Source organism: Solirubrobacter pauli, from assembly GCF_003633755.1.
GTDB classification, from domain to species: Bacteria; Actinomycetota; Thermoleophilia; order Solirubrobacterales; family Solirubrobacteraceae; genus Solirubrobacter; species Solirubrobacter pauli.
This window is the reverse complement of sequence record NZ_RBIL01000002.1, coordinates 1,960,173-1,984,392: the sequence shown is the minus strand read 5'-3', so window position 1 is coordinate 1,984,392 and position 24,220 is coordinate 1,960,173. Positions and strand designations below refer to the sequence as shown.

Here is a 24,220-nt window from a genome sequence, read left to right as displayed (position 1 = left end):
CCCCTCCGACACGGAGCGGCGCCCTTTTTTGTTTCCCATGACTGAAGCCATCTCCAGCTCCCACAACGAAGCCCTCAAAGAGGTCCGCAAGCTCGCCGGCAAGCGCTGGCGTGACAAGCTGGGCTCGTTCGTCGCCGAGGGCGAAGACCTGCTGGAGGCGGCCGACGCCGCCGGCTGGCATCCGGTCGCCCGCTACGTCACCTCCGACTCCGGGCTCGAGGGCATCCCGGTCCTTCCGCACGTGATGGCCACGGTCTCGCAGCTGGGCTCGTCCACGCGCGCGATCGGCGTCTACCCGATGCGCTGGTCTCAGCCGCAGGGCCCGCTGTGCGTCGCGCTGTGGGGCGTGGGGGACCCGGGCAACGTCGGCACGGTCATCCGCTCGGCGCTCGCGTTCGGCGCGAGCTCAGTCGCGCTCGGCCCGGGCAGCGCCGACCCGTGGTCGCACAAGGCCGTGCGCGCGTCGATGGGCGCGATCTTCTCGATGCCGGTCGCGAAGGTCCGCAGCGCCGCCGAGCTGCCCGGCCGCAAGATCGCGCTGGCCGCGCGCGAGGGCGCGCCGCTGCAGCGCGTCGACGGCGACGTCACGCTCGTCGTGGGCGCCGAGCGCGAAGGTCTGTCGGACGAGTTCATCGCCGGCTGCGACGAAGTCGCCCACATCCCGATCGCCCACGCAGACTCTTTGAACGCCGCCATGGCGGCCACCGTCTCCCTGTACGAACTCACCAATAGGATCACGCGCCCATGAGCACAGCCACCGCCGACCGGATCGCGCAGTTGCGGGCCGAGGGCGAGGCCGCGGTCGCCGCCGCCGCCTCGACCGCGGACCTCGAGGAGATCCGTGTGCGCTTCCTCGGCCGTAAAGCCGAGCTGCCGAACCTGTTGCGAGACGTCGGCAAGCTCCCGCCCGAGGAGCGAGGGCCGGTCGGCAAGGGCGCCAACCAGGCGCGACAGGCGCTGCAGGCCGCGGTCGACAGCCGCCAAGCCGAGCTCGAGGCCGTCGAGCTGGAGACCAAGCTCGCCGCGGACGTCGTCGACGTGACGCTGCCCGGCACGCCGGCCACGCCCGCGGGCCACCTGCACATCCTCACCGCCACCCGGCGCGAGATCGAGGACGTGTTCGTCGGCTTGGGCTTCTCCGTGGTCGAGGGCCCGGAGATCGACCTCGCCTACTACAACTTCGACGCGCTCAACCACGACGTGCACCACCCGGCACGGTCGGAGGCGGACACGTTCTACGTGGCCGACGACGTGGTCCTGCGCACGCAGACCAGCCCCATGCAGGTCCGCCAGATGGAGCTGCAGGAGCCGCCGCTCTACATCATCGTCCCGGGCCGGGTCTACCGGCCCGACAACGACGCGACGCACACGCCGCAGTTCCACCAGGTCGAAGGCCTGGCGGTGGACGAGGACCTGACGCTCGGTGACCTGCAGGGCACGCTGCTCGCGTTCGCCCGCGCGATCTTCGGCGACGACCGCGAGGTCCGCCTGCGGCCGCACTTCTTCCCGTTCACCGAGCCGTCGGTGGAGCTCGACGTGAGCTGCTTCAACTGCAAGCAGGGCTTCCTGCGGGACGGCTCGCGCTGCCCGCTGTGCAAGGGCACGGCCTGGATCGAGATCCTCGGCGCCGGCATGGTGGACCCGAACCTGTACGGCTACGTCGAGGGCTACGACCCCGAGAAGCACCAGGGCTTCGCCTGGGGCATGGGCATCGAGCGGATCGCCTTCCTCAAGCACCGGGTGCCGGACCTGCGCATGTTCTTCGAGAACGACCTTCGACTGCTGGAGCAATTCGGATGAGGCTGCCCCTGTTCTGGTTGACGGACTACGTCGACCCCGGCATGGAGGCCTCGAAGCTGGCCAGCCGCCTCGCGATGACCGGCACCGAGGTCGACCGCGTGCACACGCACGGCGTGTCCGCCCTGGAGAACTTCGTCGTCGGCCGCGTCCTAGAGCGCGAGCAGCACCCGGACGCCGACCGGCTGAGCGTCTGCCAGGTCGCGATCGGCGAGGGCGACGTGGCCACGATCGTCTGCGGCGCCCCGAACGTCGCCGCGGGCCAGACCGTCGGCGTCGCGCTGCCGGGCTCGGTCATGCCCGACGGCACCAAGCTCAAGAAGGCCAAGCTCCGCGGCGTGCCGTCCAACGGCATGATCCTGGCCGAGGACGAGGTGTCGATCGGCTCCGACCACGCGGGGATCATGGTCCTCGACGAGGACCTCGTGCCGGGTACGCCGCTCGCCGACGTCCTGCCGATCGCGACCGACGTGCTCGAGCTCGAGATCACGCCCAACCGCCCGGACTGCCTGAGCGTCTACGGCGTGGCGCGTGAGGTCCACGCCGCGACCGGCCAGCCGCTGAAGCCGGCCCCGTGGGCGGAGGACCCGGGCACGCCCGGCCCGATCGAGGGCGTCACGATCGAGGTGCAGGACCCCGAGTTCTGCCCGCGCTTCACCGCGCGCCTGTTCGAGGACGTCAAGATCGGCCCGTCGCCGCGCTGGCTGAAGGCGCGCCTGATGGCCGCCGGCCAGCGCCCGATCAACAACGTCGTCGACATCACCAACTACGCGATGCTGCTCACCGGGCAGCCGCTGCACGCGTTCGACTTCGACCTCGTCGCGGGCGGCAAGCTCGTCGTGCGCCGGGCGAAGGACGGCGAGAAGATGCTCACGCTCGACGACGCGGAGCGCACGCTCGACAGCTCCATGCACCTGATCGACGACGGCGACGGCCCGACCTCGATCGCCGGGATCATGGGCGGTCAGCGCTCCGAGGTGCAGCCGACCACGACCCGCGTCCTGATGGAGGCGGCCAACTGGAACGGCCCGACCCTGCAGCGCACGTCGCAGAAGCTCGGCCTGCGCACCGAGGCGAGCGGCCGCTTCGAGAAGGGCCTCGCGCCCGAGCAGGCGATGGAAGGCCAGATCGTCGCCACGCAGCTGATGCTCGAGCTCACCGGCGCCCGGCTCGTGGAAGGCACGATCGACATCGGCGGGCCGGGCCCGGAGCCGCAGACGATCCGGCTGCGCGACGAGAAGGTCACGCGCCTGCTGGGCACCGAGATCCCGCTCGGCGAGCAGGCCGAGATCCTCGAGCGCCTTGACTTCGGCGTCCACGACGCCGGCGACGGCCTGGACGTGACCGTCCCGGCCTTCCGCCGCAACGACGTCACGCGCGAGGTCGACCTGATCGAGGAGGTCGCGCGCCTGTGGGGGCTGGAGAAGCTCCCGGCGACGATCCCCGGCCACGGCATGAGCGCCCGCCTCACGCCCGAGCAGCGCCTGCGCCGCCGCGCGGCCGACGCGCTCGTCGGCGCGGGCTTCAGCGAGGCGATCGGCTGGAGCTTCCAGTCGCCCGAGCTGGCGCGCAAGCTGCGGATCGACCTGCCGGCCGTGAAGCTGCGCAACCCGCTCTCGGAGGACCTGAGCGTGATGCGCACGACGCTGCTCGGCTCGCTGCTGAACAGCGTGCGCCACAACACGGCGCGCGGCGCCGAGGACGTGAAGCTGTTCGAGGAGGGCTCGGTCTACTTCGACCGCCCGCACGGCCGCACGCCGACCGCCGCGGAGGCGCGCTCGACGCCGCTCCCGGACGAGCGGATGCACCTCGGCGCGCTGCTCACCGGCAAGCTGCGCCCCGCGTCGTGGGGTGAGCCCAACCCGCCGACCGCGGACTTCTTCGCCGCCAAGGGCGTGCTCGAGGCCGTGCTGGGCGCGCTCCGCGTCCCCTTCACGGTCGTGCGCGGCAGCGACCCGTTCCTGCACCCGGGCCGCGCGGCCCGCGTGCTCGTGAACGGCGAGGACGCCGGCTGGCTGGGCGAGCTGCACCCGGGCGTCACCGAGGAGTTCGACCTCGGGCGCGTCGCGGGCTTCGAGCTCGACCTGGCGGCGGTGCTCCCGCACGCCGTCACGACGCCGCTCTACGAGGACATGACCAGCTTCCCGGTGATCCGCCAGGACCTCGCGTTCTGGATCCCGGCCGACCGCACGGCGGCCGAGCTGGTCGAGGTCGTCAAGGGCGCGGGCGGCAAGCTCCTGCGGGACGTGCGCGTCTTCGACGTGTACGCGCACGAGGGCCGCACGTCGCTGGCCGTCCGGCTGGAGTTCCGCGCGACGGACCGCACGCTGACCGACGAGGAGATCGCGCCGCAGCGAGAGAAGGTCGTGAAGGCGGTGGCGAGCAAGCTGGAGGGTGAGCTCCGTGGCTAACCCCAAGGTCGCCGTCCTCGGTGCCGTCGGCTACGCCGGCGCGATCGCCGCGCAGATCCTCTACCGACACCCGTTCTTCGAGCTCTCGCATGTGACCGCGCGGGCCGAGGCGGGGCAGCGGCTCGACGACGTGCACCCCAAGACGCGGGTGCCGCTCGAGCTGGAGACCTACGCCGGCCAGACCGCGGACGCCGCCATCGTCGCCTATCCGCACGGTGCGGCTGCACCTGTCGTCGCGCAGCTGCGTGAGGCGGGCGTACGCGTGGTCGACCTGTCCGCCGACTTCCGGCTGCGCGACCGGACCACCTACGACGACTGGTACGGCGAGCACAAGGCGCCGGAGCTGTTCGGCCAGGGCGTCTACGGCCTGCCGGAGCTCAACCGCGAGGCCGTCAAGGGCGCCGACCTGGTGGCCAACCCGGGCTGTTACCCGACCGCCGCGCTGCTCGGCCTGGCGCCGCTCGCGCGGGCCGGCCTGATCGGCGACGTGATCATCGACGGCAAGTCCGGCGTCTCCGGGGCGGGCCGCGGCGCGTCCCCGAGCACGCACTTCATCGCCGCCGACGAGAACGTCACCCCGTACAAGATCGAGGGCCACCGCCACACGCCCGAGATCGAGCAGGAGCTGAGCGCGCTCGGCAACGACGTCACGGTCACGTTCACGCCGTACCTGCTGCCGCTCGCGCAGGGCGAGCTGGTCACGTCCTACGTGACGCCGTCGCGCGACGTGGACGCCGCCGAGATCGCCGAGCGGTTCGACGACCTGTACGCCGCCGAGCCGTTCGTCGAGCTGCGCCGCGGCCCGGTGGGCGTGATCGACGTGCGTGACACCAACTACGCGCGGATCTCGTGGCACCACGACCCGCGCACGGGCCGGATCATCGTCTTCGCGGCGATCGACAACCTGTGGAAGGGCGCCGCCTCGCAGGCGGTGCAGAACCTCAACTTGATGTTCGGGCGGCCGGAGACGGAGGGTCTCAGATGAGCAGGTGGCTCGAGCGCCCCGCGCACGTGACCGACAACCCCGGCGACCTCCCGAAGGGCTTCAAGGCCGCGGGCGTCGCGGCGGGGATCAAGCCGAGCGGCGGGATGGACGTGGGCCTGCTGGTCTGCTCCGAGCCCGGCTGCGTGAGCGCGACCCGCTTCACGCGCAGCGGCATCCTCGCCGCGCCGGTCGTGCTCACCCAGCAGCGCGCCCGCCAGGACGCGATCCGCGTGGTGATCGTCAACTCCGGCAACGCGAACGCGGCCACCGGCAACCAGGGCTTCGAGCAGGCGGCGCGCACGCAGGGCGCCGCGGCGATGGCCGGCGGTGTGCGCGAGGACCAGGTCGCCGTCGCCTCGACCGGGGTGATCGGCGTGCAGCTCGACGCCGGCGACGTGATCCGCGGCATCGTCCGCGCGCGCGGCGATCTGCGCGAGTACGGCCACGGCGACTTCTCCGAGGCGATCCAGACCACGGACCAGTTCGCCAAGGAGGTCGAGGTCGACGTCGCGCTGTCGGCCGGCACCGTGCGGCTCACGGCGCAGGCCAAGGGCGCCGGGATGATCTCCCCGAACTTCGCGACGATGCTCTGCTTCGTGCAGACCGACGCCGCGCTGGACGCGACGTTCGCCGACCTGCTGCTCGGCCTGTGCGTGGAGCGCTCGTTCGATCGCATCTCGGTCGACGGCCAGCTCTCCACCAACGACACGGTGATCTTCCAGGCGAGCGGCGCCTCCGGCGTCACGCTCGAGGCGGACTCCGAGGACGCGACGAAGTTCGGCGAGGCACTCGACTGGGCGCTGCGCAAGCTCGCGCTGGACATCGTCCGCGACGGCGAGGGCTCGAAGCGGATCGGCCGCGTGGTCGTCCGCGGCGGCTCGAACGAGGTCGTCGAGCGGGCGGCGCGCGCGATCGCCAACTCGCCGCTGGTGAAGGCCGCGCTGCACGGCGGGGACCCGAACTGGGGCCGGATCGTGCAGGCCGTCGGCGGCGCGCTGACGGACACGTCGCCGCTCGCGGTCGACGTCTTCATCGAGTCCGTGCAGGTGTGCGCGGCGGGGATGGCGATCAAGTTCGACCAGGACGCGCTCAACGCGGCCGTCAGCGGGGACGAGGTCGAGTACGACGTCGTCCTGCCGGGCAGCGGAGCCGAGACCGAGGTCTTCTTCTCCGACCTCTCGCACGAGTACGTGACGATCAACGCGGACTACACGACATGAGGGATGTCGGGACACTCCTCGAGGCGCTCCCGTACATCCGGGAGTTCCACGGCAAGACCGTCGTCATCAAGTACGGCGGCGCGGCGATGAACGACCCGGCGCTGCGCGAGGACTTCGCGCGCGACGTCGTGATCCTCAAGTACGTCGGGCTGAACCCGATCATCGTCCACGGCGGCGGGCCGGACATCACGGCCTACATGAACCGCCTGAACATGCCGGTGGAGTTCGTCGGCGGGCTGCGCGTCAGCGACGCCGACACGGTCGAGATCGCGAAGATGGTGCTGATCGGCAAGGTCAACAAGGACATCGTCGCGCGCATCAACCGCCACGGGCAGCCGGCGGTCGGGCTGAGCGGCGACGACGGCCAGCTGTTCCGCGTGTCCACGACCACCGGCCCCGGCGGCGAGGACATCGGCTTCGTCGGCAAGATCGACCGCGTCGACATCGGCGTCATCAACCACATCGCCGAGGACTACATCCCCGTCATCGCCTCGGTCGGCGCCGACCGCGACGGCCGCTCGCACAACGTCAACGCCGACGAGGCCGCCGGCGCGATCGCCCGCGCCACCGGCGCCTACAAGGTCATGTTCCTCACGGACGTGGCCGGGTGGCTGCGCGACCCCGCCGACCCCGACAGCGTCATCTCCGAGGCCGGGGCCGACGAGGTCGAGGCCGCGCTCGAGCACATGCAGGGCGGAATGCGCCCGAAGCTGCAGGCCTGCGTCGAGGCGATCCACGGTGGCGTCACCTACGCGCACATCATCGACGGGCGGCTGCCGCACTCGCTGCTGCTCGAGCTGTTCACGGACGCCGGCATCGGGACGAAAGTGAGGCCGGCGACGTGAGCCTGGCGAACACCTACGCGCGCTACCCCGTCGAGTTCGTCAGCGGGCAGGGCGCCTGGCTGACGGACTCCGGCGGTGAGCGCTACCTGGACTTCCTGTCCGGGATCGCGGTCAACAACCTCGGCCACTGCCACCCGCAGGTCGTCGCGGCCGTCCAGGAGCAGGTCGGCCGGCTCATGCACGTCTCGAACCTCTTCTACACCGAGCCGAACGTGCGCCTGGCGGAGCGGCTCGCGGCGCGCTCGTTCGGCGAGAGCGTGTTCTTCTGCAACAGCGGCGCCGAGGCCAACGAGGCCGCGATCAAGCTCGTGCGCAAGCACCGCCCGCGCGGCGACGTGATCGTCGCGCTCAACGCGTTCCACGGCCGCACCTACGGCGCCTTGAGCGCCACGCCGCAGGAGGCCAAGCAGGCGCCGTTCGCGCCGCTCGTCCCCGGGTTCCGGGCGATCGAGGCGACGGAGATCGCCGCCGCCGTGGACGCCGACACCGCCGCCGTCCTGATCGAGCCGATCCAGGGCGAGTCGGGCGTGAACGTGATGTCGCCGGAGCTGCTCGCGGGCATCCGCGCGGCCTGCGACGCGGTCGGCGCGGCGCTCGTGTTCGACGAGGTCCAGACCGGCATGGGGCGGACCGGCTCGCTGTGGGCGTACGAGCAGCTCGGCGTCGAGCCGGACGCGATGACGCTGGCCAAGGGCCTCGGCGGTGGGTTGCCGATCGGCGCGCTCGTGATCGGCCCGAAGCTGCAGTCGGTGTTCGCGCCCGGCGACCACGGGTCCACGTTCGCCGGCGGGCCCGTGGTGAGTGCCGCGGCGAACGTGGCGCTCGACGTGATCGACGACGAGGCGTTCCTCGCGCGCGTGCGCGAGAGCGGTGAGCGGCTCGTGGAGAAGCTGCGCGAGCTGCCGTACGTCGCCTCGGTGCGCGGTCGCGGGCTGATGGTGGCGGCCGAGATCACCACCGAAGCGCCGAAGCTCGCCGCCCGCGCGCTGACCGAGCAGCGCCTGATCATCAACGCCACCGGAGCGACCACATTGCGGTTCCTGCCGCCGCTGATCGTGTCGCCCGAGGAGATCGACGACGCCGTCGATCGCCTCAAAATGCTCGAAATCTGACACCTGGAAAGCGGTGCATCCCGATGCACCGCGATTCAGGGTTCTCACTGCTGAGCAGGATCCAATGCAGTGGCGCGGATCGGTCTCTGGACGGCTAGGGTCCCCGCCGCTCTATGTCCAGCCAGGCCATTGACGTCACCCACGCCGCTGCTCGGTTGATCGCGGAGGGCCGCGCCGCGGGCCGAAGCGGATTGCAGGACGTCGCCGAGCTGTTCGCGCGCACGCACGGGTGCGCGTGCGTCATCTACCTCAAGTCGGCGCTGCGCGGCGCGGTGGTGCCGATGGCGGCGGCGGCCGTGCAGCCGGAGATCGCCGCGTACCAGGCGGAGTTCGTCGGCCACGACTCCGGCTGGCCCGGCCCGACGCTGCTCGAGGCGTTCCGCCGCGGCGAGACGCTCGACCGGACCGGCAAGCCCGAGGAGCTGTCGAGCTGGATCGGCCCGCCCGCCGGCCCGCACACGCTGCACTTCGGCCTGCACTCGCTGTTCGGCGTGCCCGTCCGCCGGCCGGGAGCGGCGCGGATCGCGGGCGTCGTGGTGGTCGGCCGGCACGCGGGCGAGCCGCCGCTGACCGACGTCGACCGCGCGGCGGTGCTGGCGCTGGTGGACGCGCTGACCGAGCCGCTCGTGCGCGAGCGCGACGCGTGGGAGATGCACGAGCGCCTGGAGGCGTCCGTGCGCGCCGGGCGCCTCGAGCTGCTCGGCGACGGACGGCTGGCGACCGCGTTCCGCTACTCGTCGGCCGGCATCGCGATCTTCACCCTGGACCCGGTGCGGCCGCGCGTCGTGGACCTCAACGAGCGCCTGGCCGAGGTGCTGGGTGCCTCGCCGCACGCGCTGCTGGCGCGTGACGGGGCCCGCAGCTTCCTCCATCCGGACGACCTTCCCGCCGCCGAGGACGCGGTGCGGCGCCTGCACGCCGGTGAAGTCGAGTTCAGCCGCCGCCGGCTCCGGCTGCTGGCGGCCGGCGACGAGCCCGTGGCCTGCGACGTCGTCCTCTCGCTCGCCCGTGACGCCGCGGGTGTCTCGCGCTACGGGCTGTGCCAGATCGTCGACGTCGAGGAGCCGCGCCGTGCGCATCACCCGCTCGCGCGCGAGGTGCGGGCGCAGGAGATGCTCGCCGCGCTCGGGCGGCTCGCGCTGGAAGGGACGCCCGACGCGCACCTGATGCGGACCACCGCCGCGGGCATCGGCAGCGCGCTGGCGGTCGACGCGGCGATGGTGCTCGAGCGCCGGCCCGACGGCACGACGGCCACGGTGGCGGCCCACGGCTCGGTGCCGCTCGCGATGCCGGTCGCGGACGAGCTGCCGGGCGCCGCGCGGCTGCTCGAGGGCGGCCGGCTCCCGTCCGTGTGGCGCGGGGCGGGTGTGCGCGGCGCGATCGTGGCACCGCTCGGCCTCGGGCCGGGGCCGCGCCGCTGGCTCGCGGCCGCCAGCTACGAGACCCGTTCGTTCACGGCGGGGGAGGAGCGCGTGGTCGAGACCGCGGCGCACCTCGTCTCGAACTCGGGCGCCGACCGGCGCGAGCGGCCGTCGCAGCCGCCCGAGCTCGCCGCCCTGCCCGGCCGCGAACAGTTCGCCGACCGCGTCACGCACGCGATCGCCCGCGCGGGGCGGCAGGGCGAGTCCGTCGCCGTGCTCACGCTGGACGTCGACGGCTTCCGCGACATCAACGACACGTTCGGCTACGAGGTCGGCGATGAGCTGCTGGCGTCGTTCGCCCGCCGCCTGGAGGGCGCGCTGCGGGCCGGCGACACGCTCGCGCGGCTCGGCGGCGACGAGTTCGGCATCGTCTGCGAGGACATCTCCGGCGAGCGCGGCACGATCGAGATCGTGCGTCGCGTGATCGGCGCGTTCGACGCCCCCGTGGTGGTCGGCGAGCACGTGCTGCAGCCCGCGGTGTCGATCGGTGTCGCGCTCGGCGACTGGGTGTCGAGCAGCGCGGACTCGCTGATGCGCGACGCGGAGACCGCGTTGCAGCGCGCGCAGGACCAGCCCGGGACGACCTACGAGCTGTTCGACCGCACGATGCGACGGCGCGTCGCCGAGCGGATCCGGCTCGAGCACGACCTGCGCCGGGCCCTGGAGAACGATGAGCTGGTGCTGCACTACCAGCCGCTCGTCTCGCTGCATGAGCGGCAGACCATCGGGCTCGAGGCGCTGGTGCGCTGGCAGCATCCGGAGCGCGGGCTCGTCCCGCCGGGCGAGTTCATCCCGGCCGCGGAGTCCTCGGGGCTGATCCTCGCGCTCGGGCGCTGGGTGATCCGCGAGGCGTGCCGGCAGCTCAAGCGCTGGGACGCCGATCCGTCGCTCCCGCGCGTCTGGGTGTCCGTGAACGTCTCCGGGCGGCAGATCGCGGCGCCGGGCCTCGTAGAGGAGATCGGCGACGCGCTGCAGCAGAGCGGGCTCGAGCCCGACCGGCTGGCGCTCGAGCTGACCGAGACGGTGCTGATGGAGGACGCGGGCTCGCCGCTCGCGCACCTGCAGCGGCTGAAGGCGCTCGGCGTGCGGCTGCTGCTCGACGACTTCGGGACGGGGTACTCGTCGCTGAACTACGTCAAGCGCTTCCCGCTGGACGGGCTGAAGGTCGACCGGTCGTTCATCGCCGGGATCGCGGATGCCGAGAGCGACCGCCACATCCTGCGGGCGATCGTCTCGATGGCGACGGCGCTCGACGTGACCGTGATCGCCGAGGGCGTGGAGACGCCCGAGCAGGCGTCGTGGATCGCCAGCATGGACTGCGACACGGTGCAGGGCTTCGGCGTCGCCCGGCCCGCGCCGGCCACCGAGGTCGAGGCGCTGCTGCGTGCGGGGCTCGCGCCCGACCGCGTCGCCTGGTCGCTCGAGGCGCCGGTGGCCGAGGCGGCCGAGCCGACCGTCGCCCTCGGCGAGGCGACCGACGTCCTCGGCGTCTCCCCGAGCACGATCCGCCGGTGGGCCGACACCGGGCGGATCGCCGTCGTGCGCACGCCCGGCGGGCACCGGCGCTTCCCTGTCGCGGAGCTGCACCGGCTCAGCGCGGGGCCTGCGTGGCGCCCGCGGACGCAGCTGCGCGAGGTCGGCACCCCGACCGCGCCGCTGCCGGTGGTCGCCGAGCTGCTGCGGATGCAGCCGGACCGCCTGCAGTCGGTCGCCGCCGGCCTGTACGAGACCGGCCGCCACGGCTGGTTCGCGCGTGAGACGGGGGTCGCGGAGCTCAGCGAGTGGGCCCAGCGCGTCGCCGCGGCGTGCGACGCCGCCGACTGGGACGTCGCCGAGGCGGCGACGCAGCGGCTCTCCGCCCGCGCGGAGCTCGGCGGCTCGACCCTGCTCGAGCGCTTCCTCGTGGTCGAGCGCTTCGGCGCGCTCGTGGTCGAGGTGCTGCAGCGCCGGGACAGCGGGCCCAAGGAGGTCGCGGGTGCCCGGCGGCTGTTTACGCGACTCGCCCGGGGGATCATCGAGCAGACCTGATCGCCGCCGCTCTGGTTTGACGGAGATCGGTCTGCGGTAAGTCGCGCCGTGGAGTGAGAACGCGAAGCCTGATCGGCGCCGGAGTCTTGACCGTGGTGATCACGGCGCCCGCCTTCGCGCAGCTGCCCGACCCCACGAAGAACCTCCCGAAGGTGCCCGTGCCCACCGTGCAGGTACCGGTGCCGACGGTGCAGGTGCCGGTGCCCGTGCCGACCGTGCAGGTGCCGGTCCCCACGGTGCCGGTGCCCGTGCCGACGGTGCAGGTGCCGGTCCCGACGGTGCAGGCACCCGTGCCCACGCCCAACGCACCGCAGGGTGCGCCGCCTTCGAGCTCTGGCGGCGGTGGTGGCGGCGGGACGAGCGCGGGCGGCGGCTCGACGACGGGCGGCGGATCCGGCTCGAGCGGCGAGTCCGGCTCCAGCGGCGGTTCCGGGTCCGGCGGCGGCTCCGCCACGGGCGGTGGCGGCGGCTCCGGCTCCTCCGGTTCTGCTGCGGGCGGCGGAAGCGGCTCCCGCGCGGGTGGCGAGCCGGCGAAGCGCCGCTGCTCCACTCCCGGCACGTGCTCAGGCAGCACCCGCGGGCCGTCGGTGCCGGCGGGCGTCGACCTCACACGGCTGAGCGCCGCGCAGCGCCGCGACCGGCGGCTCGTCCAGACCGTCACGCGCGCGACCGGCTGCCTCGACGCCCTCCCGGCCGAGCAGCGCCGCGTCCTCACGCTCCGCGCAGGCGTCGGCCGCCAGCCGGCCCGGACGCGGGCGAGCGTCGCCCGCCGGCTCGACGTCAGCGTCCGCAAGGTCGCACGGATCGAGCGGGCCGGGCTGCGGAAGCTGCGGGCGCTGGCGCAGCGCGGCGGGTGCGTCGCCGCGGTGGCGCCGCCGACCGCGCGGGCCGACGCCGAGCCGGTCGCGAGCGCGATCCGGCCGAGCGCCGGCGGCGGCCGGGACGGCGACCGCGGAGCAGCGCGCAAGCCGCGGCGGACGGGCGACGTGGACGCCGAGCGCACGCCCGGGGCGGGCGGCGTGGACGGCGTCACGCAGACCAACCTGCCCGCTGCCGCCGCGCCCACGACGTCGCTCGGCGCGCTCATCACGGCCCTGCTGCTCGCGCTGGCCGCGATGACGCTCGTCGTGGTGTGGACGCTGCGCCGGCAGGAGCCGGCGACGCCCGCGCCCGAGCCGCCTCCCGCCGCCCCGAGCGGAGAGCGCTGGGACGAGCCACCGCCCGGTCTCGACCGCTGATTGCATGCAAAAAGCCCTGTATCGGGCTTGCGCACCGCCTCTGGGCATGATTTCGTATGCAAGATGGCGTCGCCGCGTGTGCGCGATCTGCTGGAAGAGGCGATCCTCGAAGGGGAGCTGAAGCCGGGCGAGCGCCTGCGCGCGGAAGCGCTCGCGCAGCGGTTCGGGACGAGCCGCACGCCGGTCCGCGAGGCGCTCCTGCAGCTCGAGGCGCAGGGGCTCGTGGACGTCGAGCCCAACCGTGGTGCGGTCGTGCGGACGTTCGACCGCGACGACCTGCAGGACCTGTACGAGCTGCGCGCGCTGCTGGAGCCGCACGCGGCCGCGCTCGCCGCCACCCGGATCAGCCCCGAGGACATCGCCCGGCTCGAGGCGCTCTGCGACGACCCCGATCCCATCGTCGCCAACGAGGCGTTCCACCGGATCATCGTCGAGGCCGCCCACAGCCCGCGCCTGGTCGTGGCCATGCGGGCCGCGACCGGGATCCCCCGCACCTTCCGCAGCCACTTCTGGCACGACGAGCGCCAGCGGGAGGAGTCGCTGCTGTGCCACCGCCGGCTGGTCGACGCCTTCCGTGCCCGTGACGCCCAGCTCGCCGAGGCCGTGATGCGCATGCACATCCTCGGCGCGATCGCCTTCCTGGAGGAGACATGGCCGACGCACCTTTGACAGGGCTCAGAGCGATCGAGTTCGGCCAGCTGCTCGCGGGGCCGTTCACCGGCACGCTGCTCGGCGACTTCGGCGCCGACGTGATCAAGATCGAGGCGCCGGGCGACGGCGACGCGATGCGCGACTGGGGCCGCCTGCGCCACAACGACCGCTCGCTGTGGTGGTCGATCCTCGCCCGCAACAAGCGCTCGGTCGCCCTGAACCTGCGTGAGCCGGAGGGGCAGCGGATCGCCGCGGACCTGGCGGCGGGCGCCGACATCGTGCTGGAGAACTTCCGCCCCGGCACGATGGAGAAGTGGGGCCTCGGGCCGGAGGACCTGCACGCCCGCAACCCCGGCCTGATCTACGCGCGCGTGAGCGGCTACGGGCAGACCGGCCGCTACCGCGACCGCCCGGGGTTCGCGTCCGCGGGCGAGGCGATCAGCGGCCTGCGGCACATCAACGGCTATCCCGACCAGGCGCCGCCGCGGTCGGGCATCTCGCTCGGCGACACGCTCGCGGCGCAGTCGGCGTTCCAGGGCATCCTGCTCGCGCTGATCGCCCGCGCGAACGGCGCGGAGGGCCAGGTGGTGGACGCGAGCATCGTCGACGCGTGCTTCGCCATGAGCGAGTCGAGCACGCTCGAGTACGAGAAGACCGGCTTCGTCCGCCAGCCCACCGGCCCGCGGCTGCCGCGGATCGCGCCCAGCAACGTCTACCGGTCCAAGGACGGCAAGTGGGTCGTGATCGCGGCCAACCACGACACGCTCTGGCGGCGCCTGGCGAAGATCATGGGGCAGCCCGAGCTGGGGGAGGACGAGCGGTTCGCCACCCACCACGCCCGCGGCGAGCACGAGGACCTGCTCGACGAGATCATCGGCGCGTTCGCTGCCGAGCACACGGCCGACGAGCTGGACGAGATCGTCAACGGCGGCGGCGTGGTGTGCGCGCCGGTCTACACCGCCGAGGACGTCTACCAGGATCCGTACTTCCGCGAGCGCGAGCTGCTCGTGGAGGTCGAGGACGAGGTCCACGGGCGCATCACCGTGCCGGGGATCGTGCCCAAGCTGAGCCGGACGCCCGGCTCCATCCGCCAGGCCGCACGCTGGACCGTGGGGGCGGACACGGACGCAGTGCTGGAGGAGCTCGGACGAGGCTGAAAGGAGCGGCATGGCGTATCGGCTCGGGGTGGACGTCGGAGGGACGTTCACCGACCTGTTTCTCGTCGACGACGGCGACCATCGGCAGTGGCGGGTCAAGACCCCGTCGACGCCCTCGGATCCATCGCAGGGCGTGCTCAAGGGGGTGAGCCGGATCTGCGCGGAAGCGGGGATCGAGCCGGCGGACCTCGCCAACGTGGTGCACGGGACGACGGTCGCCACGAACGCGGTGCTCGAGTCCAAGGGCGCGCGCGTCGGGCTGATCACGACGCAGGGCTTCGGGCAGATCCTGCACCTCGCGCGCTCGCAGACCCCGGGGCCGCTCGCGGGCTGGATCATCATGGTCAAGCCCGACCCGCCGGCCTCCCTGGCGGACACGCGGGAGGCGATCGAGCGGATGGACGCGCGCGGGAACACGCTCGTCGCGGTCGACCGCGAGCAGGTGACGCGCGTGATCGGGGACCTGGTGGAGAGCGGGGTCGAGTCGCTCACGATCAGCCTGATCAACTCGTACGTCAACGGCGCGCACGAGCAGGAGATCGCCGACCTGGTGGAGGAGCTGCACCCGGGTTTCCCGGTGACGATCAGCAGCGCCGTGCTCCCGGAGTTCCGCGAGTACGAGCGCACGCTGACGGCGTGCATGAACTCCTACGTGCGCCCGCAGGTCGCGCAGTACGTGGACCGCCTGCAGTCCTCGCTGAGCGACATGGGCGTCCGGACGGAGGTCGACATCCTGCGCTCGGACGCGGGTGTGATGACGCCGAAGGAGGCGGCGCGGAACCCGGTCTACGGCGTGCTCTCGGGCCCGTCGGGCGGGGTGGCGGGCGCGCTGTACGTGGCGGCGCGGGCCGGGTTCCCGAACGTGCTCACGTTCGACATGGGCGGGACGTCCACGGACGTGTCGCTGTGCCAGGCGGGGGAGCCGACGATCGGGCGCGAGACCACGATCGGCCAGTTCCGGATCAAGGTGCCGAGCGTCGACGTGCACACGGTCGGCGCGGGCGGCGGCTCGATCGCCCACGTCCCGGAGCTCACCGGCGCCTTGCGCGTCGGGCCGCAGAGCGCCGGCGCCGAGCCCGGTCCCGCGGCGTACGGGCAGGGCGGCGAGGCGCCGACGGTCACCGACGCCAACGTCGTCCTCGGCCATCTGCCGGCGGACCTGATCGGCGGGGAGATGACGCTTGACGTGGAGGCCGCGCGCACCGCCGTGCAGAAGGTGGCGGACGCGATGGGGCTGTCCCTGGAGGACGCCGCCGACGGCATCCTGCGGATCGTCAACGAGAACATGGCGGGTGCGCTGCGGGTCATCTCCGTCCAGCGGGGCCACGACCCGCGCGAGTTCGCGATGGTCGCCTTCGGCGGCGCCGGCCCGCTGCACGCCAACGCGGTGGCGGAGCTGATGGGGTCCTTCCCGGTGATCGTGCCGCCGTCGCCCGGGCTCCTCTGCGCGCTCGGCGACCTCGTCGCCGGCTTCCGCAACGAGTTCGCGCAGACGCTGATCAAGCTCACGTCCGAGGTCGGGGACGCGTCCGCCATCCTCGGCGAGCTCGAGGGCCGCGCGCGGGAGTGGATGGACGCGCAGGGCATCGCCGCGGCCGACCAGCAGATCGAGTTCCTGGCCGACATGCGCTACCGCGGGCAGGGCTACGAGATCCCGGTGCCCTGGGGCGATGACCTCGAGTCGCGCTTCAACGACCTGCACGAGCAGCTGTACGGGTTCCGGATGCACGACACGGCGTCGGAGATCGTCAACCTGCGTGCGGTCGGCACGGGCGACCGGCCACAGCCCGAGCTGCCGGAGGAGGACCCGGTCGAGGCCATGCTCGAGCCGGGCACGCACGCCCGCGCGGACCTGCATCCGGGGACGATCGTCCCGGGGCCGTCGATCATCACCGAGTTCGACTCCACGACCGTCGTGCTCGACGGCTACGTCGCCGAGGTCGATCGCTACTTCAACGTCCTGATCCGGAAGGGGTCGTGATGAAGATCGCCGAGATCCCCGACCTCGAGGTCGACCCGGTCACCGTCGACATCATCGAGAACGCGCTGCGGCACGCGCGCTTCGAGATGGACGCGGTGCTCTTCCGCAGCGCCATGTCGCCGGTCATCCGCGAGCAGCACGACGAGTTCCCGATGATCACCGACCCGCAGGGCCGGATGGTGGTCGGCCAGTTCGGCGCCTACATCAACGAGATGATGGCCGACTGGGACCAGGGGGTGTACCCGGGCGACGTGATCCTCACGAGCGACCCGTACAAGTGCTCCGGGTCGATCTCGCACACGAACGACTGGCTCGTGCTCGTGCCCGTGTTCTACGAGGACGAGCTCGTGGGCTGGTGCTCGCAGTTCGGCCATCAGATGGACGCGGGCGGGCGGCTGCCGGGCTCGCTGCCGACCGGCGCGACCACGATCTTCGAGGAGGGCCTGATCATCCCGCCCCTGAAGATCGTCGAGCGCGGCGAGGTGCAGGAGCAGGTCCTCAAGCTGATCCTCAACAACATGCGCCTGCCCGAGATGAACCGGGCGGACCTGTTCGCGATCATCGCCGCCTGCCACGCGGGCGAGAAGCGCGTGATGGGGCTGTGCGAGCGCTTCGGCAAGGACGTCTACCTGGCGACGTTGCAGGCGCTGCTCGACCGCACGCACGAGGCGATGCGCAAGCTGATCCTGCTCGCGATCCCCGAGGAGAAGCAGACCTTCGAGGACTACATCGACGACGACGGGCTCGGCAACGGCCCGTACAAGATGAAGCTGACGATCTGGCGGGAGGGGGAGGAGGCCTGGTTCGACTGGTCGGGCACCGATCCGCAGGCGCTCGGGCCGATCAACTTCTACCTCTCCGAGGGCATGTTCAAGATGTTCATCGGGGTCTACCTGATCATGGTCAACGACCCCGACATCCTGTTCAACGACGGCTTCTATCCGCTGCTGCACGTCGTGATGCCGGAAGGGTGCCTGCTCGCGCCGCGGTATCCCGCCGCTCTGGGCTGTCGCACGCACGGGCTGGCGCGGCTGTTCGACGTGCTGGGCGGGGCGCTGACCAAGCAGGCGCCGGAGCTCAACACGGCGGCGGGCTACGGCACGTCGCCCTACATGCTCTACTCGGGCTGGAAGGAGTCCGGCGAGTTCTTCTACGCCATGGAGATCCTCTACGGCGGGATTCCCGGCCGCCCGATCGGCGACGGCATGGATGGGCACTCGTGGTGGCCGCTGTTCGAGAACATCCCGACGGAGTACCTGGAGGCGTATTACCCCTTGCGGGTCGACGGGTACACGACGGTGACCGACAGCGGCGGTGCGGGGTTGCACCGCGGCGGGAACGGCGTGGAGAAGCGGTACGTGTACCTGGAGCCGGGGCACGTCTCGATCCACGACGACCGCTGGCTCACGCGTCCGTGGGGCGTGCTGGGCGGGTTGCCGGGCGCGCGGTCGGAGAAGGTGCTGCGGCGGGCGGACGGGACCGAGCAGGTGTTGCCGGCCAAGTGCGACGAGGTGGAGGTGGCGCCCGGCGACATGCTGATCTACCGCACCGCGGGTGGCGGTGGCTGGAAGGACCGGCTGGAGCGGCCGGTCGAGGCGGTGGAGCGGGACGTGGCCTTCGGGCTCGTGTCGGTCGAGGGCGCGTTGCGCAACTACGGCGTCGTCGTGGGGGACCCTGACGCGACCGCGGCGGAGCGTGCTCGGCAGCGGGAGGAGCGTGGCGAGCCGCTGGCGTTCGACTTCGGGCCGCCGATCGCGGAGGCGTTGGCGTCCTGCGAGGCGGAGACCGGGTTGCCGGCTCCGTCGCCCGCCACGCCGCTGCGCTGGTCGCCCTTGGAGAGCCCCGAGTCCGCCATGGAACGGGCGCGTGCCTGAGGGCTTCGGCGGGGCGGTGGGCTTCGGCTCGCGCCCCGCCGTGGTCGTCGTCGACCTCAACCGCGGGTTCACGGACCCGTCGTCGCCGTTGGCGTGCGCGCTCGACGAGGTGCTGGTGGCGGTGCGGGAGCTGCTGGATGTCGCTCGGGGTGCGGGTGTCCCGGTCTTCTTCACGACGGTGGTCTACGACGACGTGGGGGAGGCCGCCGCCGCCGTGTTCCTGCGCAAGGTGCCGGCGCTGCGGACGTGCGCGCCGGGGACGCCGTGGGTCGAGGTCGATCCGCGGCTCGGGCGGTTGGAGACGGAGCCGGTGATCTCGAAGTCGGGCGCGAGCGCGTTCTTCGGCACGCCGTTCGGGGCGATGGTCGCGGGCTTCGACACGCTCGTGGTGTGCGGCGCCTCGACCTCGGGATGCGTGCGCGCGACCGTCGTGGACGCGATGCAGCACGGGCTCGCGCCGATCATCCCGCGCGAGTGCGTGGGCGACCGGTCGGCCGCGGCCCACGAGCAGTCGCTGGCGGACATCGCGGGCCGCTACGGGGACGTGGTCGGGCTAGCCGAAGTTGCCCGCGCGCTGCACGAGGCCGGGTAGCTCCTTGCCCATCGTGGCGCTCAGCCAGTGCGCGACCTCGATCAGGGCGTCGAGGTCGACGCCGGTGACGACGCCTTCGTTCTCGAGCAGGTAGACGAGGTCCTCGGTGGCGATGTTGCCGGTTGCGCGCGGCGCGAACGGGCAGCCGCCGAGGCCGCCGACGGAGGCGTCGAAGACGGTCACGCCGTGCTCGAGGCCGGCGTAGGCGTTCGCGTAGCCGGTGTTGCGCGTGTTGTGGAGGTGGAGGCCGACGGGCTTGCCGGATTTGAGGGCTTCGGGGACGAGCTGCTTGACCTGGTGCGGGGTTCCGACCCCGATCGTGTCGGCGAGGATGACCTCGTCCGCGCCCGCTTCGGCCATGCGGTGCGCGTGCTCGATCACCCGGCCCGGGTCGACCTTGCCCTCGAACGGGCAGCCGAACGCGACGGAGATGGTCGCCGTGACCTTCAGGTCGGTGGCCTGGATGATCTCGGTCGCGATCTGCGCCGCCTGCTCGACGGTGACGTTCTGGTTGCGCTGGGCGAACGTGTCGGTGACCGGGTAGGCGACGTGGATCTCCGTCGTCGCGGTCGCGAGCGCCCGGTCCAGGCCCTTGCGGTTGAGGACGAGCGAGCTGTACGCGACGCCGTCGTCAGTGGGGAGGTGCTCGAAGACCTCCTCGGCGCCGGCCATCTGCGGGACGAGCTTGGGGTGCACGAAGCTGACGGCCTCGATGCGGGTGAGCCCGGCGCCGGCGAGCCGCGTGCACAGCTCCGCGCGAGTCCTCGGATCCAGCGTCACCTTGTCGTTCTGGAGGCCGTCCCGCGGCCCCACGTCGCAGATGCTCACGGGCACCTCTTGAGTGTGGCGTATCGGTTCCGACTACCGTCGCGCCGTCGCGCATGCTTGACTAGCCGGGGCCATGGACCTTCGTGAGCTGCTCGGAATGCTGGACATGCCGCCCGGCGAGAGCTATTACCGGAGCCGTATCCCCTGCCCCGAGGACGAGCGCGTCGCCCGCGCGGTCCGCGCCTTCAGCGAATCCTCGCCCGGCCGCCAAGCCGTCTTCCGCGAGGCGATCGACGGGGTCCGCGCCGGCCTGCTGCTGGTGTTCAGCGAGCGCATGGCCGCCCTGGCCGTGCGCATGGAGTCGGGCGAGCCCTGCGTCCAGGGCCTGGTCGCCGCCTCCCTGGCGCAGGAGGGCGACCCCCGCGAGGCGCTCGCCGTCCCCGCCCTGCACCGCCGCTCCGCCGAGATCCTCGACATCGACAACGCTCGGCTCTTCGACGAGGCCGCCGGCCGCACCGACCTCTCAGGCGCTCACTGGCTGAGGGACGTCCGTGACGCCGACGACACGCCCGAGGACGTCGGCTACGAAGAAGCCGACGACGGCGAGGGCTTCCGCTACGAGCGGGCCATCGCCCGGCAGCCGCGGCACCGGTACTGAGGCCTCGCGCGGAGGGCGCCTGTGGCGCCCGGCTCGGCCATTGGGCGACATCAACTGACGACTCACTCGGTGACTGGTCACTTTGCTGGGCAGAGCCCAGCAAACCCACCACGAGCACTGCGGGCGCGCGCCCACTCTGCGCCACGTCCCACCCGCGCAAGCGTCGTCACCCCGCGTGGTTCGTCCCGCGCGCCTGCCGGGCTCCCGGGCCGGGTAGGGTGCGGGCCATGTTCTACTCGCTGCTCGGCCGGGTGGTCTGGTTCGGACTGAAGTTCGTGCTGCGCCGCAAGTACGGCCGTACCTATGTGCCCAAGTCGCTGCTCGCGGGCGGGACGGTCGCCGTGGCGATCGCCGTGACGGTTGCGCTCCTTCGCGCCGCGCGCGACTCGGAGTGACCGAGGGGCGCCGTTTCCATAACGGCGCACCGCCGTTTTTGCCGCCGGACCGCCTGCAAGCATGAGGCGTCGTGGCCGAGTCACCTTCCCCTGCGCTGCCCGGCGGCGTCCAATGGCTGCCCGCCATGGGCGGCGCGCACGTGCTGCGCGTGGAGTTCGGGCGGGGCGAGCCGCCGGCGCTCGTCCTGCAGTCCGCGCGCACGGGTGAGCACCGCATAGAGCCCGGTCCGCGGGCGCGGTTCAATCGCACCGCCGACTTCCTCGTGCCCGCCGGCCTGAGTTGGACGGTCGCGGTGCTGGCCTGGGAGGACGGCGCCCGCGTCACGCTTCCCGGCCCGCCGGACGGCCGCGCCGAGGTCAAGGTCATCGACCTCGCGTCCCGCCGCCCGGCCGTGGCGCCGCCCCCGCGGGACCAGCCCGCCGGTCCGGAGCCGCTGCCGTGGACGGCGCCGCCGACCGACGAGCCCACGGACGCCGCGGCAGCCGTCGACGGCTTCGAAGTGTCCGGCGCCGCCGAAGCCATCTCCCACGCCCGGGAGACCGAGCGCGCCACGGGCGAGGCGGTCCAGTCGATCCTCGCCGGCGCCCGCGCCGACCTGCAGGCCGAGCGGGCCGCCCGCGCGTCGGACCGCTCGGTGCTCACCGCCGAATCCCAGCTCGCCGACCTGCGCGCCGAGCTCGAGCGCGCCCGTGCGGAGATCACGGAGCTGCGCTCCGCGCTGGAGACCGAGCGCATCGCCCGCACCGCGGCCGAGTCGGCCCTCGGAAGCCCCGTCCCGCCCGGCGCGCTCACCGAGCTCGCGAGCCAGCAGGCCGCCCACGCCGCGGCCACCGCGCCCGCCCGCCCGACCGAGGAGGCCGACCGCCTGGTCGCAGCCCTCGAAGCGGCCGCCAGCTCCCTCCGCGCGACGATCCCGGCCCCGGCCGACGTCACCGCATCGCCCGTCTCCCGCCTGATCGCGGCGGCGGCCTCGGCCACGATCGCCAACCCGACGCAGCCCGCGACCCCGAACACCGACTCCGCAACGACGAACGCCGGCCCGCCCTCGGCGCACGACGCCACGACTGCGCCGCCCGTGGACGCCGCGACGACCGCACCGGTGGACGGTGCCGCGCCGGCCCCGCCCGAGGCGGACCGCGCCCCGGCGGCGCCGTCCGTGGCGGACGACGTCGCACCGTTCACGCCGGCCACCTCGGCGAACGGCGCTGCGGCGTCGCGGTCCGGGGCCGACAAGGTCACGTCGGCAACCTCGGCGGACGACGCTGCGGCGCCGCCGTCCGGGGCCCACGACGTCGCGCCGTTCACGTTGGCCGTCAACCGCGCCGTCGTGGCTGCACCCGCCGTGGGAGCCGCCCCGAGCGTCCCACCGACCCCCGACGGCACCGAGACGTGGGCCGTGCCAGCGCCGCCCGTCCGCGTGGTCGAGGAGCACCCACCCGTCGCGCTGGAGGACCCGGCGAATGCACACCGTCCCGTGCTGGTCGCGTCCGTCGCCGCGCGGGTCGCGGCACAGGCCGCGGCCGAGGCGCTTCGCCGGGTCACGGAGCCCGCGCCCGGCCTGCGGCGCGCGTTGGTGGAGCTCGCACGCGAGGACTCGCTCACCGCCGGCGCGCTGCTTGCCGGGCTGTTGCCCGCACAGGCCGCGGTGCTCGAGGAGCCGCTGTCGTACGACCTGACCGTGCGCGGGCACGGGACCTTCGCCGTCACCGTCGGGCACGGTGGGGCGGAGGTGCAGCGGATCGCCAAGCGCCGCCCGCGCAAGGAGGCCGCGTTCCACATCGCGGGCGAGCCGCTGATGCTGGCCGAGCTGCTCGCGGGCGATCGGACCAAGCTCGGCCGCTTCCGGTCGGGCGCGCGGATCACGGGCCGTCGGCGGCGCGCGAAGCCGCTGCGGGCGCTGCCCGACTCGTCGCTCACGCTGGCGCAGGCGGTCGCGGCCGGAGCGCGGCTCGAGCCCGCGCTCGTCTACGCCGCGCTGCCGTACGCCGTCGCGCCGGAATGGACGCGCGGCCACGTGTTCACGGTCGCGCAGGAGATCACGGAGCTCGGCCCGCGCGCCTGGTACGTCACGGCCCGCGACGGCGTCCGCCTGAGCGTCGTGGAGCACGCCGCGGGCGCCGCGGCGGACGCCACCGTCACGATGTCGCGCGCGGCCTTCGAGCGCCTGCTGAAGGGCGAGCCGGCCGCGCCGGGCGACCTGCCGGTCATCCGCGGCGACCGCACGGCCGTCGCGACGCTCAAGCGCTGGACCGACCTGGCCCGCGCGTAGACACGCCGCCGCGCGGATAGCGCAGCGCGGGCGGCGCGGCGCGGGGATGGACGACGCGCGCGGTGGCTAGGCCCCGTGCGTGACCGCCAGCGCGCGGGACTCGCCGCGCCGCAGGTGGTCGAGCAGCGCCGCGCGCGCGGAAGGCGGCGGGGCGTGGACGAGCGCGTCCAACAGGCCCGCGTGGTCGGCGGCGAGGTCGTCGAGGTCCGACGAGACGCGGTCGGCGACCGCGAGGATGATGCGCAGCTCGCGCAGCGCGGCTTCGGCGGCCGTGCGCAGGCGGCGCGAGCCGGCGGAGGCGACGATCGCGAGGTGGAACGCGGCGTCCGCGGCGACCGCGGCGCGGCCGTCGCCCGCCTTGGCGGCCTCGGTCATGGACACGACGGCGGCCTGCAGCCAGACGTCGTCGGCCGGGCGCTTGCGGACCATCGCCTCCAGCCCGGCCAGCTCGAGCGTGCGGCGGGTCGCGTACAGGTCGCGGACGTCGTCGACCGAGAGCCGGACGACTTCCAGCCCGCGGTGCAGCGAGTGGACGAGGAGGCCCTCGCGCTCCAGGCGGCCGAGGGCGGCGCGGGCGTGGTCGCGGGAGACGCCGAGCCGCGACTGCACGTCGCTGTCCGAGATGCCGGTCCCGGGCGGGAAGAGACCGGCGAGGATCTCGTCACGAAGCGTCTCCGTGATCGTGTCGGCGGGGGAGGTCCGCTCGAGCGGGACCAAGGTCACAATCCGCTCCAAGAACCGGTGAGTCGTCGTGCGGACACCGCACGGGCGTACGAGGTCCGTGCACGGACCTGTCGCGGTGCCCGCCGGCGCGGCG

19 protein-coding genes are annotated in these 24,220 nt (G+C 73.1%); 17 read left to right on the top strand and 2 right to left on the bottom strand.

Annotated features, from left to right (window positions below):
- The first annotated feature begins 37 nt into the window (after positions 1-37).
- From C8N24_RS28870 to C8N24_RS28800, 14 genes are all read left to right on the top strand, one after another.
- On the top strand, positions 38-748 hold the full coding sequence (locus tag C8N24_RS28870; protein ID WP_121256725.1) for a TrmH family RNA methyltransferase: 711 nt from the start codon (positions 38-40) through the stop codon (positions 746-748).
- Complete coding sequence (gene pheS, locus C8N24_RS28865; protein ID WP_121256723.1) at positions 745-1,800, top strand: phenylalanine--tRNA ligase subunit alpha; 1,056 nt, start codon at positions 745-747, stop codon at positions 1,798-1,800. The genes C8N24_RS28870 and pheS overlap by 4 nt, the downstream gene beginning before the upstream one ends.
- Entirely contained in the window at positions 1,797-4,208 is a 2,412-nt protein-coding gene (gene pheT, locus C8N24_RS28860) for a phenylalanine--tRNA ligase subunit beta (protein WP_121256720.1), read from the top strand. The genes pheS and pheT overlap by 4 nt, the downstream gene beginning before the upstream one ends.
- Positions 4,201-5,193, top strand: a complete 993-nt coding sequence (gene argC / locus C8N24_RS28855) for an N-acetyl-gamma-glutamyl-phosphate reductase (protein ID WP_121258101.1) — start codon at positions 4,201-4,203, stop codon at positions 5,191-5,193. The genes pheT and argC overlap by 8 nt, the downstream gene beginning before the upstream one ends.
- Positions 5,190-6,413: a bifunctional glutamate N-acetyltransferase/amino-acid acetyltransferase ArgJ gene (argJ, locus tag C8N24_RS28850; RefSeq protein ID WP_121256716.1), complete on the top strand. Its 1,224-nt coding sequence runs from the start codon at positions 5,190-5,192 to the stop codon at positions 6,411-6,413. Before argC ends, argJ begins: the two co-directional genes overlap by 4 nt.
- Complete coding sequence (gene argB / locus C8N24_RS28845) at positions 6,410-7,258, top strand: acetylglutamate kinase (protein WP_121256713.1); 849 nt, start codon at positions 6,410-6,412, stop codon at positions 7,256-7,258. Before argJ ends, argB begins: the two co-directional genes overlap by 4 nt.
- Positions 7,255-8,370 (top strand): aspartate aminotransferase family protein, encoded by a 1,116-nt coding sequence (locus tag C8N24_RS28840; protein WP_121256711.1) that lies wholly within the window; start codon positions 7,255-7,257, stop codon positions 8,368-8,370. The genes argB and C8N24_RS28840 overlap by 4 nt, the downstream gene beginning before the upstream one ends.
- A 113-nt stretch (positions 8,371-8,483) precedes the next feature.
- The gene (locus C8N24_RS28835) at positions 8,484-11,819 is read left to right on the top strand and encodes an EAL domain-containing protein (RefSeq protein WP_147448033.1); all 3,336 of its coding nucleotides are present in this window, start codon (positions 8,484-8,486) and stop codon (positions 11,817-11,819) included.
- Between the two features lie 95 nt (positions 11,820-11,914).
- Positions 11,915-13,057 carry a sigma factor-like helix-turn-helix DNA-binding protein gene (locus C8N24_RS28825; RefSeq protein WP_170179494.1) on the top strand — a complete coding sequence of 381 codons (1,143 nt, stop codon included), beginning with the start codon at positions 11,915-11,917 and terminating at the stop codon, positions 13,055-13,057.
- 63 nt (positions 13,058-13,120) lie between these two features.
- Positions 13,121-13,726, top strand: a complete 606-nt coding sequence (locus C8N24_RS28820; protein ID WP_121256700.1) for a GntR family transcriptional regulator — start codon at positions 13,121-13,123, stop codon at positions 13,724-13,726.
- On the top strand, positions 13,708-14,865 hold the full coding sequence (locus C8N24_RS28815; protein ID WP_121256697.1) for a CaiB/BaiF CoA transferase family protein: 1,158 nt from the start codon (positions 13,708-13,710) through the stop codon (positions 14,863-14,865). Before C8N24_RS28820 ends, C8N24_RS28815 begins: the two co-directional genes overlap by 19 nt.
- Before the next feature lie 10 nt (positions 14,866-14,875).
- Positions 14,876-16,846, top strand: a complete 1,971-nt coding sequence (locus tag C8N24_RS28810; RefSeq protein WP_121256695.1) for a hydantoinase/oxoprolinase family protein — start codon at positions 14,876-14,878, stop codon at positions 16,844-16,846.
- The gene (locus C8N24_RS28805; protein ID WP_121256692.1) at positions 16,846-18,720 is read left to right on the top strand and encodes a hydantoinase B/oxoprolinase family protein; all 1,875 of its coding nucleotides are present in this window, start codon (positions 16,846-16,848) and stop codon (positions 18,718-18,720) included. Before C8N24_RS28810 ends, C8N24_RS28805 begins: the two co-directional genes overlap by 1 nt.
- Complete coding sequence (locus tag C8N24_RS28800) at positions 18,713-19,312, top strand: isochorismatase family protein (RefSeq protein ID WP_121256689.1); 600 nt, start codon at positions 18,713-18,715, stop codon at positions 19,310-19,312. The genes C8N24_RS28805 and C8N24_RS28800 overlap by 8 nt, the downstream gene beginning before the upstream one ends.
- On the opposite strand, the gene C8N24_RS28795 is transcribed toward C8N24_RS28800, so the two are convergent.
- Positions 19,274-20,146 carry a hydroxymethylglutaryl-CoA lyase gene (locus C8N24_RS28795; protein ID WP_121256687.1) on the bottom strand — a complete coding sequence of 291 codons (873 nt, stop codon included), beginning with the start codon at positions 20,144-20,146 and terminating at the stop codon, positions 19,274-19,276. The two genes, C8N24_RS28800 and C8N24_RS28795, sit on opposite strands and share 39 nt — an antisense overlap.
- A gap of 67 nt (positions 20,147-20,213) precedes the next feature.
- On the opposite strand from C8N24_RS28795, the gene C8N24_RS28790 reads away from it, so the two are divergent.
- The 3 genes from C8N24_RS28790 (at position 20,214) to C8N24_RS28785 (ending at position 23,403) form a co-directional block, all read left to right on the top strand.
- Positions 20,214-20,738 carry a hypothetical protein gene (locus tag C8N24_RS28790; protein ID WP_121256683.1) on the top strand — a complete coding sequence of 175 codons (525 nt, stop codon included), beginning with the start codon at positions 20,214-20,216 and terminating at the stop codon, positions 20,736-20,738.
- 227 nt (positions 20,739-20,965) lie between these two features.
- A complete protein-coding gene (locus C8N24_RS34405) occupies positions 20,966-21,133 on the top strand; it encodes a hypothetical protein (RefSeq protein ID WP_170179493.1) in 168 nt (55 codons plus the stop codon).
- Positions 21,134-21,204: 71 nt separating this feature from the next.
- Positions 21,205-23,403 carry a hypothetical protein gene (locus tag C8N24_RS28785; protein WP_147448031.1) on the top strand — a complete coding sequence of 733 codons (2,199 nt, stop codon included), beginning with the start codon at positions 21,205-21,207 and terminating at the stop codon, positions 23,401-23,403.
- A 66-nt stretch (positions 23,404-23,469) separates the two neighbouring features.
- Here C8N24_RS28785 and C8N24_RS28780 read toward each other — a convergent pair whose 3' ends face one another.
- Positions 23,470-24,126 carry a GntR family transcriptional regulator gene (locus C8N24_RS28780; RefSeq protein ID WP_170179492.1) on the bottom strand — a complete coding sequence of 219 codons (657 nt, stop codon included), beginning with the start codon at positions 24,124-24,126 and terminating at the stop codon, positions 23,470-23,472.
- Positions 24,127-24,220 lie beyond the last annotated feature (94 nt).

Coding starts and splice junctions, on each gene's coding strand:
- C8N24_RS28870 (WP_121256725.1), top strand. CDS start 38: ATGACTGAAGCCATCTCCAGCTCCCACAACGAAGCCCTCAAAGAGGTC.
- pheS (WP_121256723.1), top strand. CDS start 745: ATGAGCACAGCCACCGCCGACCGGATCGCGCAGTTGCGGGCCGAGGGC.
- pheT (WP_121256720.1), top strand. CDS start 1,797: ATGAGGCTGCCCCTGTTCTGGTTGACGGACTACGTCGACCCCGGCATG.
- argJ (WP_121256716.1), top strand. CDS start 5,190: ATGAGCAGGTGGCTCGAGCGCCCCGCGCACGTGACCGACAACCCCGGC.
- argB (WP_121256713.1), top strand. CDS start 6,410: ATGAGGGATGTCGGGACACTCCTCGAGGCGCTCCCGTACATCCGGGAG.
- C8N24_RS28835 (WP_147448033.1), top strand. CDS start 8,484: ATGTCCAGCCAGGCCATTGACGTCACCCACGCCGCTGCTCGGTTGATC.
- C8N24_RS28820 (WP_121256700.1), top strand. CDS start 13,121: ATGGCGTCGCCGCGTGTGCGCGATCTGCTGGAAGAGGCGATCCTCGAA.
- C8N24_RS28815 (WP_121256697.1), top strand. CDS start 13,708: ATGGCCGACGCACCTTTGACAGGGCTCAGAGCGATCGAGTTCGGCCAG.
- C8N24_RS28810 (WP_121256695.1), top strand. CDS start 14,876: ATGGCGTATCGGCTCGGGGTGGACGTCGGAGGGACGTTCACCGACCTG.
- C8N24_RS28805 (WP_121256692.1), top strand. CDS start 16,846: ATGAAGATCGCCGAGATCCCCGACCTCGAGGTCGACCCGGTCACCGTC.
- C8N24_RS28790 (WP_121256683.1), top strand. CDS start 20,214: ATGGACCTTCGTGAGCTGCTCGGAATGCTGGACATGCCGCCCGGCGAG.
- C8N24_RS34405 (WP_170179493.1), top strand. CDS start 20,966: ATGTTCTACTCGCTGCTCGGCCGGGTGGTCTGGTTCGGACTGAAGTTC.